At 40.7% G+C, this 14,994-nt stretch carries 13 protein-coding genes, 1 tRNA gene and 1 pseudogene; 12 read left to right on the plus strand and 3 right to left on the minus strand.

What is annotated here, in order from left to right; translation table 11 throughout:
• The 11 genes from HX005_RS11530 to HX005_RS11580 all read left to right on the plus strand — a co-directional run.
• Nucleotides 1-126, plus strand: a 126-nt coding sequence (locus HX005_RS11530; RefSeq protein WP_075192013.1) for an EF-Tu C-terminal domain-related protein, incomplete at its 5' end; no start/stop codon positions are given.
• A 45-nt stretch (nucleotides 127-171) separates the two neighbouring features.
• Nucleotides 172-247, plus strand: a tRNA-Trp gene (locus tag HX005_RS11535).
• 74 nt (nucleotides 248-321) lie between these two features.
• The gene (gene secE / locus HX005_RS11540; RefSeq protein WP_286377484.1) at nucleotides 322-762 is read left to right on the plus strand and encodes a preprotein translocase subunit SecE; all 441 of its coding nucleotides are present in this window, start codon (nucleotides 322-324) and stop codon (nucleotides 760-762) included.
• 7 nt (nucleotides 763-769) lie between these two features.
• Complete coding sequence (nusG, locus tag HX005_RS11545; protein WP_004920613.1) at nucleotides 770-1,303, plus strand: transcription termination/antitermination protein NusG; 534 nt, start codon at nucleotides 770-772, stop codon at nucleotides 1,301-1,303.
• A 131-nt stretch (nucleotides 1,304-1,434) separates the two neighbouring features.
• Nucleotides 1,435-1,863: a 50S ribosomal protein L11 gene (gene rplK / locus HX005_RS11550; protein ID WP_107009199.1), complete on the plus strand. Its 429-nt coding sequence runs from the start codon at nucleotides 1,435-1,437 to the stop codon at nucleotides 1,861-1,863.
• 3 nt (nucleotides 1,864-1,866) lie between these two features.
• Nucleotides 1,867-2,562, plus strand: a complete 696-nt coding sequence (gene rplA / locus HX005_RS11555) for a 50S ribosomal protein L1 (protein ID WP_107009200.1) — start codon at nucleotides 1,867-1,869, stop codon at nucleotides 2,560-2,562.
• Nucleotides 2,563-2,891: 329 nt separating this feature from the next.
• On the plus strand, nucleotides 2,892-3,398 hold the full coding sequence (gene rplJ / locus HX005_RS11560) for a 50S ribosomal protein L10 (RefSeq protein WP_107009201.1): 507 nt from the start codon (nucleotides 2,892-2,894) through the stop codon (nucleotides 3,396-3,398).
• A 48-nt stretch (nucleotides 3,399-3,446) separates the two neighbouring features.
• Nucleotides 3,447-3,815: a 50S ribosomal protein L7/L12 gene (gene rplL / locus HX005_RS11565; RefSeq protein ID WP_286377485.1), complete on the plus strand. Its 369-nt coding sequence runs from the start codon at nucleotides 3,447-3,449 to the stop codon at nucleotides 3,813-3,815.
• A 307-nt stretch (nucleotides 3,816-4,122) separates the two neighbouring features.
• Complete coding sequence (gene rpoB, locus HX005_RS11570) at nucleotides 4,123-8,211, plus strand: DNA-directed RNA polymerase subunit beta (RefSeq protein WP_107009203.1); 4,089 nt, start codon at nucleotides 4,123-4,125, stop codon at nucleotides 8,209-8,211.
• Between the two features lie 154 nt (nucleotides 8,212-8,365).
• On the plus strand, nucleotides 8,366-12,559 hold the full coding sequence (rpoC, locus tag HX005_RS11575) for a DNA-directed RNA polymerase subunit beta' (protein ID WP_107009204.1): 4,194 nt from the start codon (nucleotides 8,366-8,368) through the stop codon (nucleotides 12,557-12,559).
• 161 nt (nucleotides 12,560-12,720) lie between these two features.
• The gene (locus tag HX005_RS11580; protein ID WP_107009205.1) at nucleotides 12,721-13,077 is read left to right on the plus strand and encodes a YMGG-like glycine zipper-containing protein; all 357 of its coding nucleotides are present in this window, start codon (nucleotides 12,721-12,723) and stop codon (nucleotides 13,075-13,077) included.
• A 66-nt stretch (nucleotides 13,078-13,143) separates the two neighbouring features.
• On the opposite strand, the gene hisIE is transcribed toward HX005_RS11580, so the two are convergent.
• Nucleotides 13,144-13,926 (minus strand): bifunctional phosphoribosyl-AMP cyclohydrolase/phosphoribosyl-ATP diphosphatase HisIE, encoded by a 783-nt coding sequence (hisIE, locus tag HX005_RS11585; RefSeq protein ID WP_286377486.1) that lies wholly within the window; start codon nucleotides 13,924-13,926, stop codon nucleotides 13,144-13,146.
• A gap of 111 nt (nucleotides 13,927-14,037) precedes the next feature.
• Here hisIE and HX005_RS11590 point away from each other — a divergent pair, with 111 nt between their 5' ends.
• Entirely contained in the window at nucleotides 14,038-14,307 is a 270-nt protein-coding gene (locus HX005_RS11590; protein ID WP_213069646.1) for a hypothetical protein, read from the plus strand.
• Nucleotides 14,308-14,369: 62 nt separating this feature from the next.
• Here the strand turns inward: HX005_RS11590 and HX005_RS11595 are convergent, their stop codons facing one another.
• Both HX005_RS11595 and HX005_RS11600 read right to left on the minus strand, forming a co-directional pair.
• Nucleotides 14,370-14,738, minus strand: coding sequence for a hypothetical protein (locus HX005_RS11595; protein WP_286377487.1), 369 nt, complete (start codon nucleotides 14,736-14,738; stop codon nucleotides 14,370-14,372).
• A pseudogene (locus HX005_RS11600) lies at nucleotides 14,731-14,991 on the minus strand (oxidoreductase); the annotation flags it as partial. The pseudogene HX005_RS11600 and the gene HX005_RS11595, both read right to left, overlap by 8 nt.
• Nucleotides 14,992-14,994: the final 3 nt, after the last annotated feature.

Here is a 14,994-nt window from a genome sequence, read left to right on the forward strand (position 1 = left end):
GGTGACAACGTTGAAATGTCAGTAGAATTAATCCACCCAATCGCAATGGACCCAGGTCTACGTTTTGCGATCCGTGAGGGTGGTCGTACAGTTGGTGCTGGTGTAGTTGCTAAAGTAACTGCATAATAGTATTGTCTCAAGCCGAGGGTTTCGATTCTCGGTTTGTGTTATAGGTCAGTAGTTCAATTGGTAGAGCGTCGGTCTCCAAAACCGAATGTTGGGGGTTCGAGTCCCTCCTGACCTGCCATATTTTTAATAAAAAGCTTGATGCCGACTGAACTGGTCATATAATAAGTCGCGAATCCTACGACGAGTAAAAGAATGTCGAATGATAAATCGCGTGACGCAATGGGCGGCGCGCCAATTCCTCAAAGAAATAATCCTGCTGAAGTAGTAAGTTCTGGTTCTCCACTAGATGTGGTGTTTTGGGTCGTTGCCTTAATCTTATTGGTTGGTGCAATGATGGTGAATCAGTTTCTACCAGCATATTGGGCACCAGCAAATAGTATTTGGGTGCGCATTGGGGTAATTATAGCTTGTATCGTAGTGGCTTTAGGTTTATTATACGCCACCCATCAAGGCAAAGGTTTTGTTCGTTTGCTAAAAGATGCTCGACTTGAATTGCGTCGAGTGACTTGGCCTACAAAACATGAAACAGTCACAACTTCATGGCAAGTTTTACTGGTTGTGGTCGTTGCCGCTATTGTATTGTGGTGTTTTGACTACATGATCGGTTGGTTTATGAAGTTTATTATCGGGTAAGAGAGCTATGAAACGTTGGTACATTATTCATGCCTATTCAGGTTATGAAAAACAAGTGATGCGTTCACTTAATGATCGAATCCAGCGTAGCGCTGTTGCTGATAGTTTTGGTGAAGTCCTTGTTCCTACCGAAGAAGTGGTAGAAATGAAGGATGGTAAGAAACGTAAATCAGAGCGTAAATTCTTTCCAGGCTATGTGTTAGTTGAAATGGAAATGAATGATGAAACTTGGCACATTGTAAAAGAATGTCCAAAAGTATTGGGTTTCATTGGTGGTACAGCAGAAAAACCTGCACCAATTACGCAAAAAGAAGCTGATGCGATTCTTGCACGTGTACACAATAAAGGTGAAGCACCACGTCCTAAGACGATGTTTGAGCCTGGTGAAGAATTATTGGTTATTGACGGTCCATTCACAGACTTTAAAGGTGTGGTGGAAGAAGTTCAATACGAAAAGTCTCGTTTAACGTTGACAATTAATGTATTCAATCGACCAACTCAAGTTGAATTGGAATTTCGCCAAGTCGAAAAAACAATCTAATTTGTGTTGTTCAGGAACGCCCGATTTTTTGAAAGTCGGGCATTGTTGTTGTAACGGTATCATACTGATTTTACGTTACATTAAAAATATGGGGAGCTCTAAAAGGCGTTTGTACCCAGAGGTAATTTGAAATGGCTAAGAAGATTGACGGCTATATCAAGCTGCAAGTTCCAGCTGGTAAAGCGAATCCATCTCCACCGATTGGTCCTGCACTAGGTCAACGTGGTGTTAACATCATGGCATTCTGTAAAGAATTCAATGCTGCTACACAAAAAGTTGAAGCTGGTCTTCCAATTCCTGTAGTGATTACTGTGTACAACGATAAGTCGTTCACATTCATCATGAAAACTCCACCTGCTGCGATTCTTCTTAAGAAAGCTGCTGGTATTCAAAAGGGTTCAGCTGTACCTAACAAAACTAAAGTTGGTAAGTTGACTCGTGCTCAGTTAGAAGAGATTGCGACTACTAAAGAACCAGATTTAACTGGTGCTGATTTAGACGCTCGTGTACGTACCATCGCTGGTTCTGCACGTTCTATGGGCTTGGATGTGGAGCTATAAGACATGGCAAAGTTAACTAAACGTCAAAAAGCCATTGCTGCTGCAATTGAAGCTAACAAAGTTTACACTTTGGAAGAAGCAGTACAAGTTCTTAGCAGCCTACCTGCTGCAAAATTCAAAGAATCTTTGGATGTTGCGGTAAATCTAGGTGTTGATCCTCGTAAATCTGACCAAGTTGTTCGTGGCGCGACTACACTTCCTGCAGGTACTGGTAAAACTGTACGTGTTGCTGTGTTTGCTCAAGGCGCTGCTGCTGAAGCTGCTAAAGCTGAAGGCGCGGACATCGTTGGTTTTGATGATCTTGCTGAAAGCATTCAAGCGGGTAACTTAGACTTTGACGTAGTAATTGCTGCTCCAGATGCAATGCGCGTTGTAGGTAAGTTAGGTACAATCCTTGGTCCACGTGGCTTAATGCCAAACCCTAAAGTGGGTACTGTAACTCCTGACGTTGCAACTGCAGTTAAAAATGCAAAAGCAGGTCAAGCACGTTACCGTGTAGACAAAGCGGGTATCATCCACGCTGCGATCGGTCAAGTAGGTTTTACTGCTGAAGCTGTTCGTTCAAACGTTGAAGCACTTGTTGCTGACCTTAAGAAAGCAAAACCTGCAACTTCTAAAGGTATTTACATTCAAAAGATCACTTTGAGCTCAACTATGGGTCCTGGTCTTACTGTTGATGTACAAAACGTTTCTAAATAAGTTTTAACTTATTTAAATAAAGAATTTTAAAGCCCTGAAAATACTACCTCTCCTTTCAGGAGAGGGTTGGGGGAGAGGTTTAAGCCCTCATCCCAACCTTCTCCCATAGGGAGAAGGCGTTTTTAGGCAAACTTTGAATTGATAAGTGAATATTTATCAGCGTCAAAGACCTCAGGCGAGGTGGTTTTTCGAAGCCACTTCTTAAAAACCCAGTCTGAGTAGACGCGGTGGTGTGATTTGTTCCTCCTCCGCGTGTAAGTTCAGCAATGATCTTACGAATTGGGAGTGCACTTTTTTGAGTGCATAAATCACCGTTAGGAGGTTTTACAATGGCTCTTCTTATCGAAGACAAAAAACAGATCGTAGCTGAAGTAACTGAAGTTGCTTCTACTGCGTATGCTGCTGTTGTTGCTGACTATCAAGGTTTAACTGTTGAGCAATTAACTGCTCTACGTGTTGAAGCTCGTAAACTTGGTGTTGCTACTCGTGTAGTGCGTAACACTTTAGCTAAACGTGCGCTTCAAGACACTCAATTCAATATTTTGAGTGACAACCTTGTTGGCCCAACAATCTTAGCTTTCTCAACTTCTGAAGACGACATGGGCGCAGCTGCTCGTTTGTTTGAAGATTTTGCTAAAACTAATAAAGCATTTGAACTTAAAGCTGCTGCATTCGACGGTAAAGTTTATCAAGGTGCTGAAGTTAGCGTTATCGCGAACCTTCCAAACCAAGAGAAAGCGCTTACTATGCTTGCAAACGTTCTTCAAGCTCCTATTTCGAAATTGGGTCGCCTTATTACAGCACTCAAAGAGAAAAACGAGTCAGAAGCTGCTTAAGCTTAAACATTTTTACACACCATTCAATATCCATTTGGAGTTACTCTCATGGCTTTAACTAACCAAGAAATCTTAGACGCAGTTGCTGAAAAAACAGTTCTTGAACTTGTTGAACTTATTTCTGCTTTTGAAGAAAAATTCAATGTATCTGCTGCTGCTGTAGCTGTTGCTGCTGCAGGTCCAGCTGTTGCTGCTGCTGAAGAACAATCTGAATTCACAGTTGAACTTGCTAGCTTCGGTGCTAACAAAGTTGCTGTAATTAAAGCAGTTCGTGAAGCAACTGGTCTTGGTCTTAAAGAAGCTAAAGATCTTGTTGAAGGCGCTCCTTCTGCAATCAAAGAAGGCGTTTCTAAAGAAGAAGCTGAAGAACTTAAAACTAAACTTGAAGCTGCTGGTGCTGAAGTTAAACTTAAGTAATCTTAAGCGGAGTCGATTATTTAAAAATCGACTCCACAAATTGGCTGATAGCTCTTGGGCTATCAGCCTTTTTGCGTTACAATAATCGGCTCGATTTTAAATTGAATGATGGGAAAATCGTCAATTTTAAAAATAAACAAAGAAAATCAAACGCTTAACAATGTTTTTCGATTTTGAAAATATTGTTAAGCGTTTTATACCACTGAAAATTGCAGCATTTGTATAAAGGTGGTGGTCATATCGACCTGCGTAATTCCTTCTAAATCTGTTCTGCAGGCGGATTTAGTTTACTTTCCGAGGACTCCAGATGGCATACTCATATACCGAAAAGAAACGGATCCGTAAGAATTTTGGTAAATTGCCCCAAGTCATGCATGCTCCGTACCTGCTCTCGATTCAAGTCGACTCGTACAGAACATTCTTACAAGATGGCAAATCTCCAAAAAATCGCGAAGATATTGGTCTCCAAGCCGCATTTCGTTCAGTGTTTCCAATTGAAAGCTATTCTGGCAATGCTGCTTTAGAATTCGTTGAGTATAGCCTTGGTAAGCCAGAGTTTGATGTACGTGAATGTATTCTTCGCGGCTCAACTTATGCGGCACCAATGCGTGTGAAAATTCGTTTGATCATTAAAGATCGTGAAACGAAATCAATCAAAGACGTTCGTGAGCAAGAAGTTTACATGGGTGAAATGCCACTCATGACAGAGAATGGTACCTTTGTTATCAATGGTACTGAGCGTGTAATTGTATCGCAATTACATCGTTCACCAGGTGTATTCTTTGATCATGATAAAGGTAAAACACACTCAAGTGGTAAAGTGCTTTATTCAGCACGTATTATTCCTTACCGTGGTTCATGGTTAGACTTTGAGTTTGATGCAAAAGATTTAGTTTATGTACGTATTGACCGTCGTCGTAAATTATTAGCTACCGTTGTACTACGTGCATTAAATTATACAAATGAACAAATTCTAGACATGTTCTATGAAAAAGTTCCTGTATATCTTGATATGGGTAGTTATCAAATTGACTTAGTGCCTGAACGCCTTCGTGGTGAAATGGCGCAGTTTGATATTGCTGACAATGATGGTAAAACTATTGTTGAGCAAGGTAAACGTATTAATGCGCGTCATGTACGTCAAATGGAAGCTGCGGGCTTAACAAAACTCCCAGTTCCTGATGAATACTTATATGAGCGTATTGTTGCACAAGATATCACTTTACATAATGGTGATGTGATTGCTGCAAATACAGTATTGAGCCATGAAGTAATGGTGAAATTGGCAGAAGGCGGTGTTAAACAATTTAACGTGCTTTATACCAATGACATCGATCGTGGTCCATTCGTTGCGGATACTTTGCGCGCAGATACCACTTCAGGTCGTGAAGAAGCATTAGTTGAAATTTATAAAGTAATGCGTCCAGGCGAGCCACCAACAAAAGAAGCGGCAGAAAACTTATTTAATAACTTATTCTTCTCAACTGAGCGTTATGATTTATCGCCAGTGGGTCGTATGAAGTTTAATCGTCGTTTAGGTCGTCCTTACGAAGTGGGTACTGACCAAAAATCACGTGAAGTTGAAGGTATTCTTTCAAACGAAGATATTACTGATGTTTTAAGAACATTGGTTGAGATTCGTAATGGTAAAGGTGAAGTCGACGATATTGACCATTTAGGTAACCGTCGTGTTCGTTCTGTTGGTGAAATGACAGAAAACCAATTCCGTGTAGGTCTAGTTCGTGTTGAGCGTGCTGTTAAAGAACGTTTAAACCAAGCTGAAACAGATAACTTATCTCCACAAGATTTGATCAATGCTAAACCAGTTGCTGCTGCAATCAAAGAATTCTTTGGTTCAAGCCAATTGTCTCAGTTCATGGATCAAAATAATCCATTGTCTGAAATTACACACAAACGTCGTGTATCAGCACTTGGTCCTGGTGGTTTAACACGTGAACGTGCAGGCTTTGAGGTACGTGACGTACATCAAACTCACTATGGTCGTGTTTGTCCAATTGAGACACCAGAGGGTCCAAACATTGGTTTGATCAACTCACTTTCTGTATATGCAAAAGCAAATAGCTTTGGTTTCTTAGAAACACCATATCGTAAAGTTGTTGATGGTCGTGTAACTGAAGAAGTTGAATATTTATCTGCAATTGAAGAAGTAGGTACTGTCATTGCACAGGCCGATTCTGGTGTAGATAAAGATGGTAACTTAACAGAAGAATTCGTTTCTGTACGTCATCAAGGTGACTTCGTTCGTATGCCACCTGAAAAAGTAACGCATATGGATGTTTCTGCACAGCAGGTTGTATCTGTTGCAGCATCACTTATTCCATTCCTTGAACACGATGATGCCAACCGTGCATTGATGGGTTCAAACATGCAACGTCAGGCTGTTCCGACATTGCTTGCTGACAAGCCACTTGTTGGTACGGGTATGGAAGCAAACGTAGCACATGACTCTGGTGTGTGCGTGATTGCGAAACGTGGTGGACGTATTGAGTTTGTTGATGCTTCTCGTGTGGTTATTCGTGTCAATGAAGACGAAATGATCGCGGGTGAGGCAGGTGTAGATATCTACAACTTAATCAAATATACACGTTCAAACCAAAACACTTGTATTAACCAAAAAGTGCTTGTAAGCCTGGGTGATAAAGTGGGTCGTGGCGACGTTCTTGCTGATGGTCCATCAACTGATGGTGGTGAATTAGCACTTGGTCAAAACATGCGTGTCGCATTTATGACTTGGAACGGTTACAACTACGAAGACTCGATTTTATTATCTGAGCGTGTACTTCAAGAAGATCGTTTAACTTCGATTCATATCCAAGAGTTGTCATGTGTTGCGCGTGATACTAAGTTAGGTGCAGAAGAAATTACTGCCGATATTCCTAACGTCGGTGAAGCGGCATTATCTAAACTTGATGAATCTGGGATCGTGTATATCGGTGCTGAAGTAACAGCAGGTGATATTCTTGTTGGTAAAGTAACCCCTAAAGGTGAAACGCAATTAACACCCGAAGAGAAATTGCTTCGTGCAATCTTCGGTGAAAAAGCGGCTGACGTAAAAGATTCTTCTTTACGTGTATCTTCTGGTGTGAAAGGTACAGTTATTGATGTACAAGTTTTCACTCGTGATGGTATTGAGAAAGACGAACGTGCTCAAGCGATTGAAAAATCACAACTTGATGCTTACCGTAAAGACTTGAAAGAAGAGTACAAAATCTTCGAAGAAGCAGCACGTGAACGTATTGTTCGTTTGTTGAATGGTCAAGAATCTAACGGTGGTGGTTCAACTAAACGTGGTCAAAAAATCACTGAAGATTTATTGTCGACTTTAGATCTTGTTGATTTACTTGAAATTCAACCTGTTGATGAAGCTGTTGCTGAGCGTTTAACTCAAATTCAAGTGTTCTTGAAAGAGAAGAGTCTTGAAATTGATGAGAAATTTGCTGAGAAAAAACGCAAACTTTCTACAGGTGATGAATTAACCACTGGCGTATTGAAAGTTGTTAAAGTTTACTTGGCTGTTAAGCGTCGTATCCAACCAGGTGACAAGATGGCGGGTCGTCACGGGAACAAAGGTGTTGTATCTAACATCTTGCCTGTAGAAGACATGCCACATGATGCAAATGGTATTCCTGTTGATGTGGTGTTGAACCCACTCGGCGTACCATCACGTATGAACGTGGGTCAGATTCTTGAAACTCACTTAGGTATGGCAGCAAAAGGTCTTGGCGATAAGATCGACAAGATGTTGAAAGAGCAACGTACTATTCTTGAGTTACGTGAATTCTTAGACAAGATTTATAACAAAGTCGGTGGTGAGCAAGAAGATCTTGATAGCTTAACTGATGATGAAATCTTGGTATTGTCTGGTAACCTTCGTCAAGGTGTTCCTTTAGCAACACCTGTATTTGATGGTGCTGAAGAAGGACAAATCAAAGAGTTACTTGAACTTGGTGGTATCTCACGTACAGGTCAGACAGTATTGTATGATGGACGTACAGGTGAGCGTTTTGACCGTCCAGTAACCGTTGGTTATATGTATATGTTAAAACTCAACCACTTGGTTGATGACAAAATGCATGCGCGTTCTACAGGTTCTTACTCGCTTGTAACTCAACAGCCGCTTGGTGGTAAAGCACAATTCGGTGGTCAGCGTTTCGGTGAGATGGAGGTCTGGGCACTTGAAGCTTATGGTGCTGCTTATACACTTCAAGAAATGCTTACTGTGAAGTCGGATGACGTTGAAGGTCGTACTCGTATCTATAAGAATATTGTAGATGGTAACCATTATATGGACCCTGGTATGCCTGAATCGTTCAACGTATTGACCAAAGAGATCCGTTCTTTAGGTATCAACATTGAACTGAAAAATGGTGATTAAACTTCACCATTAAATCTCCCTAAATCCCTCTTTATGAAAGAGGGACTTTCCCCCTTTTTTAAAGGGGGACCAAGGGGGATTAAAATTCAGTGAAAAAACAATATTTGTGACCCAGTTGTAGAGTGAAAATCTCCACAACACACGGAGAAAAAAATTGAAAGACTTGCTCGATATCATGCGCAAAAAGACGGATTCAGACGGTCATGCTCCTGTAGAGTTTGACCGCATCCGTATTGGTCTTGCGTCACCAGAAATGATTAAGTCATGGTCTCACGGTGAAGTTAAAAAGCCTGAGACAATTAACTATCGTACTTTTAAACCAGAACGTGATGGTTTGTTCTGTGCCAAAATTTTTGGTCCAGTAAAAGATTACGAATGCTTGTGTGGTAAATACAAGCGTATGAAATACAAAGGCGTCATTTGTGAAAAATGTGGCGTTGAAGTAACAACTGCGAAAGTTCGTCGTGAACGTATGGGTCACATCGAATTAGCTTCTCCAGTTGCACATATTTGGTTCTTAAAATCATTACCAAGCCGTATCGGTTTACTTCTTGATATGACTTTACGTGATATCGAACGCGTATTGTATTTCGAATCTTATGTTGTAACTGATCCTGGCATGACGCCAATGGAGAAGTATCAACTTCTTAATGATGAAGAATACTTCACTGCGTTAGAAGAACACGGTGATGAATTCAGCGCGAAAATGGGTGCGGAAGCTGTTCAAGATTTGTTAAAAGACATTGATCTTGAAGCTGAAATTTCTCGTTTACGTGAAGAAATTCCAAACACAACTTCAGAAACAAAGCTTAAAAAAGCATCTAAGCGTTTGAAGTTGATGGAAGCATTCAACGATTCAAATAACAAGCCTGAATGGATGGTGTTGACTGTACTTCCAGTACTTCCACCAGATCTTCGTCCGCTTGTACCGCTTGAAGGTGGTCGTTTTGCGACTTCTGACTTGAACGATTTGTATCGTCGTGTGATCAACCGTAACAACCGTTTAAAACGTCTTCTTGACCTTGCAGCGCCAGACATTATCGTACGTAACGAAAAACGTATGTTACAAGAGTCTGTGGATGCATTGTTAGATAACGGTCGTCGTGGTCGTGCAATTACAGGTTCGAACAAACGTCCTCTTAAATCTTTGGCAGATATGATCAAAGGTAAGCAAGGTCGTTTCCGTCAAAACTTACTTGGTAAACGTGTTGACTATTCGGGTCGTTCGGTAATTACAGTTGGTCCATCACTACGTTTGCACCAATGTGGTCTTCCTAAGAAAATGGCACTTGAATTATTCAAACCATTTATCTTTGCGAAACTACAAGCATCTGGTCAAGCAACCACCATTAAAGCTGCGAAGAAAATGGTTGAGCGTGAGACACCAGAAGTTTGGGACGTACTTGCATCTGTCATTCGTCAGCATCCAATTATGTTGAACCGTGCGCCAACACTTCACCGTTTAGGTCTTCAAGCATTTGAACCGACTTTAATTGAAGGTAAAGCGATCCGTCTTCACCCACTCGTATGTGCTGCGTTTAACGCCGACTTCGATGGTGACCAAATGGCGGTACACGTTCCATTAACACTTGAGGCTCAACTTGAAGCTCGTGCGTTAATGATGTCAACCAATAACATCTTATCACCTGCAAATGGTGAGCCGATTATCGTACCTTCTCAGGACGTTGTCTTAGGCTTGTATTACATCACTCGTGATGCGATCAATGCCAAAGGTGAAGGCATGGTGTTTGCGGATACTCACGAAGTAAACCGTGCACTTGCAACAGGTCAAGTTGATTTACACGCTCGCGTAAAAGCACGTGTACACCAAACTGTGATTGATGAAAATGGTAATCGTGAGCATCAAACGATTGTTGTAGATACAACTCCTGGTCGTTGTTTACTTTGGGAAGTTGTTCCTGAAGGAATGGATTTCCAACAAATCAATCTTGAGATGACCAAGAAAAACATCTCTAAATTGATCAACTCTTGTTACCGTAAATTAGGTCTTAAAGATACAGTAATCTTTGCGGATCAATTGATGTACTTGGGCTTCCGTCAAGCAACTCGCTCTGGTGTTTCTGTCGGTATGGAAGACATGGTTATTCCACCACAAAAACAAGCGATTATTGACAAAGCAGAAACTGAAGTTCGTGAAATTGAACATCAGTTTGAGCAAGGTTTCGTAACTGCTGGTGAGCGTTATAACAAAGTTGTCGATATTTGGGCACGTACCAATGATCAAGTAGCGAAAGCAATGATGGACAACTTGTCATTCACAACTGTTAAAAACAAACAGGGTGAAGATGAGAAACAAAAATCATTCAACTCAATTTATATGATGTCTGACTCAGGTGCCCGTGGTTCGGCAGCTCAGATTCGTCAGCTTGCGGGTATGCGTGGTTTGATGGCGAAACCAGATGGTTCGATCATTGAAACGCCAATTAAAGCAAACTTCCGTGAAGGTTTGACAGTACTTCAGTACTTCATTTCAACACACGGTGCACGTAAAGGTTTGGCCGATACAGCACTTAAAACAGCGAACTCTGGTTACTTAACTCGTCGTTTGGTTGACGTAGCACAAGACTTAGTGATCACTGAGCCAGATTGTGGTACTTATGACGGTCTTGTAATGACTCCGTTCATTCAAGGCGGTGATGTCATCGAGAACTTAGGTGCTCGAGTATTAGGTCGTGTACTTGCTGAAGATGTGAAGAAACCAGGTACAGAAGATGTACTTCTTCCACGTAACACATTGATTGACGAGAAACTGGCAACGTATCTTGAAGACAATGGTGTCGATGAAGTTAAAGTACGTTCAGTTGTAAACTGTGCTTCAACATTCGGTGTTTGTGCGAAATGTTATGGTCGTGACCTTGCTCGCGGTCACTTGGTAAATCCAGGTGAATCTGTTGGTGTAATGGCTGCACAATCAATTGGTGAGCCTGGTACACAGTTAACCATGCGTACATTCCACGTGGGTGGTGCTGCAAGCCGAACTTCTGCTGCAAACAGCGTTCAAGTACGTAACAAAGGTACAGTACGTTTCCATAACGTTAAAACTGTACAACATGCCAAAGGTCACTTGGTATCTGTTTCACGTTCAGGTGAAATTGGTATTGCAGATGATATCGGTCGTGAGCGTGAGCGTTATAAACTTCCTTACGGTGCAAGCATCTTGTTGAAAGATGGTGAAGCTGTTGAAGGTGGTGGTATCGTTGCAACTTGGGATCCGCATACACATCCATTGGTTACGGAAGTTGCTGGTAAAGCACGTTTCAGCCAAATCGCTGATGGCGTGACTGCAACATCAAAAACTGATGATGCAACTGGTATGACAACGACTGAAATTTTACCTGTAACAGCTCGTCCTGCTTCTGGTAAAGATTTACGTCCTGCGATTGTGTTAGATACAGTAGATGGCGGTGAACAATTCTACTTCTTACCACAAAATACAATCGTAACTGTTCGTGATGGCGAAACAATTGGTGTCGGTGATGTTATCGGTCGTGTACCACAAGAAACTTCACGTACACGTGATATTACCGGTGGTCTTCCACGCGTAGCGGATTTATTTGAAGCACGTAAACCGAAAGAGCATGCAATTCTTGCAGAAGTTTCAGGTATTGTGAGCTTTGGTAAAGAAACTAAAGGTAAAAACCGTTTAGTGATTACACCTGATGATGGTGCAGAAGTTTACGAAGAGTTGATTCCTAAATGGCGTCAAATCAACGTGTTTGAGGGTGAGCATGTGAACCGTGGTGAAACCATTTCTGATGGTCCACAAAATCCACATGACATCTTACGTCTCAAAGGTGAAGTTGCATTAACCAACTACATCGTAAACGAAGTACAAGACGTTTACCGTCTACAAGGTGTAAAAATCAACGATAAGCACATTGAAGTTATCGTACGTCAAATGTTGCGTAAAGTTGATATCACTGATGGCGGTGATACAAGCTTCATCAAAGGCGAACAAGTGGATTACATCCGTGTTGTGGGCGAGAACCAAGCTGTTCTTGCACAGAACAAGTTCCCAGCGAAGTTTGAACGTCAATTGATGGGTATTACCAAAGCATCGCTTTCTACTGACTCGTTCATCTCTGCTGCATCGTTCCAAGAAACAACACGTGTGTTAACGGAAGCTGCTGTAACAGGTAAAGAAGATGATTTACGTGGTCTGAAAGAAAACGTTGTTGTAGGTCGCTTGATCCCTGCGGGTACAGGTTTGGCTTACCATTTAGAACGTCGTCGTCAAGAAGCAGAAGCTGCTGAGCATGAGCTTGTAAATGACTTCTCTGAAGTTGACCAAGCATTCTCACAAGCTTTAAATGAAGATATGTTCTAATTTGACAATATCATCTAGATTTTAAAATAAAGAGGCGCCTTAGGGCGTCTTTTTATTGTTTACAGAAAATATGTGAAAAGTTGCGTTTCTTAACAGAGTACTAAGATTCAGTTCATGAAATGCGATTAAGATAAATGAAAGAGCAGATCATGGAGAATGACATGAAAAAATTAATGAGTATATTTGCAATCGCATCACTTTCAACATTGATGTTGACAGGCTGTGAAAACATGTCGAGTAATGATAAACGTGTTGCATCAGCAGCTTTAGGTGGTGCAATTGGTGGGGGCGTAGGAAATAATGTAGGCGGTGGTACAGGTGCTGCGCTTGGTGGTGGAGCAGGTGCTGCGGTAGGAAGTAAAACATCCAATGGTTCAAATCGTAATGCAACTTATAGTGGTGTAGGTGGTGCGATTGGTTCAGCAATTGGGAAAGGCGTTTTTGGTGGTAATACAGGCGCTGCAATTGGTGGCGCAATCGGTGGTGGAGCAGGTGCTGCGATTGAACAAAGACGTTAAGCTTTAGCCGTAAAAGATTGAATTAAAAAAATAAGCGCATTATGCGCTTATTTTTATTGGAAAATTTTAATGCTGGCGATTTGCTTTTTCAACCAAGCCAGACAGTCCTTGACGACGCGCTAATTCATTTAAAACCAATTGTACATCTAGGTCAAAATAACCCAACATCACAATGGTATGGAACCATAAATCAGCCACTTCATAGATCAAATCATTTTTATTGTCTTCATTGGCTTCCGCTTTAAAATCTTTAGCAGCAATCACCGTTTCAAAGCTTTCTTCACCAATTTTCTCTAAGATTTTGTTTAAACCTTTATGATAAAGTTTTGCGACATATGAAGACTCAGGATCGGCTTTTTTACGCTCTGCCATCATTTTGCCAAGATAATCTAAAACTTCAACTTGTTCTGATTGGGCATTAGATGCATTCATTGCAATGGTATGTGGGTTAGATGACTTTTCCCCATAAATCGCATTTGGATCTTTGAGCTGTGCATCGACAATTTCCCAACCATTTGGTGTAAGTTTGCGGTAGAAACAAGACTCACGACCTGTATGACAAGCGATGCCGCCTTCTTGTTCAATTTGTAGCACGATTACATCTGCATCGCAGTCTAAACGGATTTCGTAAACGGTTTGAAAATGTCCTGACTCTTCGCCTTTGAACCACAATTTATTGCGTGAGCGAGAGAAGTAAATGCCACGCATTTTTTCTGCGGTGAGTTGGAGTGCTTCGCGGTTCATCCATGCCACCATCAAAATGCGTCCTGTTTGATGATGCTGTGCAATAGCAGGAATCAGTCCTTGTTCGTTAAATTTTACTTCATCGAGCCATTGCAAGTTGTTCATAGGATTTCACCAAGTTGATTGATATTAGATAATTGCTTTAAACGCACGTAATAGATAGCGTGGAGCTTGTATAGTGTACGTTATTTCCAACATTTTAGGAAAATATTGATCATGGATTTAGTCGAGATCAAAAAACTTGCAGACGCTTTTAAAGCTGAAGATGAGGTTGCATTAAGTAATCAAGTATTTAAATTAAAAAAACAAAATGTAGGGCTGCTAGGTTTAATTTATTTTGTTCAAGTTAATCAGAAATTATCCTTAAGTGAAGCAAGAACAAAGACTCTCAATTTTTCATTTTGGCATGTAGAAGAACTTTTAAAAATTGAAGAAAGTCACCAAATTATGAAAAGTGACTTTATTGAGAAAGATGAGTTTGATTAAAAAAGCATCGTAGCAGTGATAGTTTACGTGATTTGAGGAAAAAAATTAGTATAATTAAACGACTAAGATCTGAATAATGGGCGAGTTAATATCAACTCAAAGCTTTCTTTGTCAATGTCTATTTGTAGCTTAAGGTCAGTGATCTTTCCAAAATTATAAATATTACATTCAACAAGAAAACAATTTTTATCCATAACTTCGATATGAAATAAAGGCATGTTTTTCGGCATGGTTTTAGGAAGTGCTTCAAATGGAATGATGCTGAGTTGATAATTATTTTCAAATGAAGAGTTGAGTTCCTCATGTAATTCTTCAAGCATGGCATCTGTCACTTGGTTATATTCAAATAAACCTTGACGATCATTTTGATTAATTCTGTGTAGGAAATCCTGAACCAATTGATGAATCTGTAATTTTAAAAGTTTATCCATGATCATATCTCTCAGCAATTTTCTCATATTTCATCTGACTGAACATCCCAGACTTTAAACCTGAAACGGTAATCGCCATTTCTTTACGGAAATAGGGGATTTGATATATCCACAGAAAACTCAAATCACGTAAACTGCTTCTCTACCAAAGTTCAGATTGATATAACAGTGTCAGTAGACGACTTAAAAAGTGATAAAAAGCGGTCAAGCTTTGACAATGTTGATGGTAAGTCTGCCAAAGCTTTGTATAATCATA

The sequence above is a fragment of the Acinetobacter sp. R933-2 genome, from assembly GCF_030325485.1.
Classification (GTDB): Bacteria; Pseudomonadota; Gammaproteobacteria; order Pseudomonadales; family Moraxellaceae; genus Acinetobacter; species Acinetobacter sichuanensis.

Excerpts from the sequence above, each read along its gene's own strand:
- secE (WP_286377484.1), top strand. The coding sequence starts at position 322 with ATGTCGAATGATAAATCGCGTGACGCAATGGGCGGCGCGCCAATTCCT.
- nusG (WP_004920613.1), top strand. The coding sequence starts at position 770 with ATGAAACGTTGGTACATTATTCATGCCTATTCAGGTTATGAAAAACAA.
- rplK (WP_107009199.1), top strand. The coding sequence starts at position 1,435 with ATGGCTAAGAAGATTGACGGCTATATCAAGCTGCAAGTTCCAGCTGGT.
- rplA (WP_107009200.1), top strand. The coding sequence starts at position 1,867 with ATGGCAAAGTTAACTAAACGTCAAAAAGCCATTGCTGCTGCAATTGAA.
- rplJ (WP_107009201.1), top strand. The coding sequence starts at position 2,892 with ATGGCTCTTCTTATCGAAGACAAAAAACAGATCGTAGCTGAAGTAACT.
- rplL (WP_286377485.1), top strand. The coding sequence starts at position 3,447 with ATGGCTTTAACTAACCAAGAAATCTTAGACGCAGTTGCTGAAAAAACA.
- rpoB (WP_107009203.1), top strand. The coding sequence starts at position 4,123 with ATGGCATACTCATATACCGAAAAGAAACGGATCCGTAAGAATTTTGGT.
- HX005_RS11580 (WP_107009205.1), top strand. The coding sequence starts at position 12,721 with ATGAAAAAATTAATGAGTATATTTGCAATCGCATCACTTTCAACATTG.
- hisIE (WP_286377486.1), bottom strand. The coding sequence starts at position 13,926 with ATGAACAACTTGCAATGGCTCGATGAAGTAAAATTTAACGAACAAGGA.
- HX005_RS11590 (WP_213069646.1), top strand. The coding sequence starts at position 14,038 with ATGGATTTAGTCGAGATCAAAAAACTTGCAGACGCTTTTAAAGCTGAA.
- HX005_RS11595 (WP_286377487.1), bottom strand. The coding sequence starts at position 14,738 with ATGGATAAACTTTTAAAATTACAGATTCATCAATTGGTTCAGGATTTC.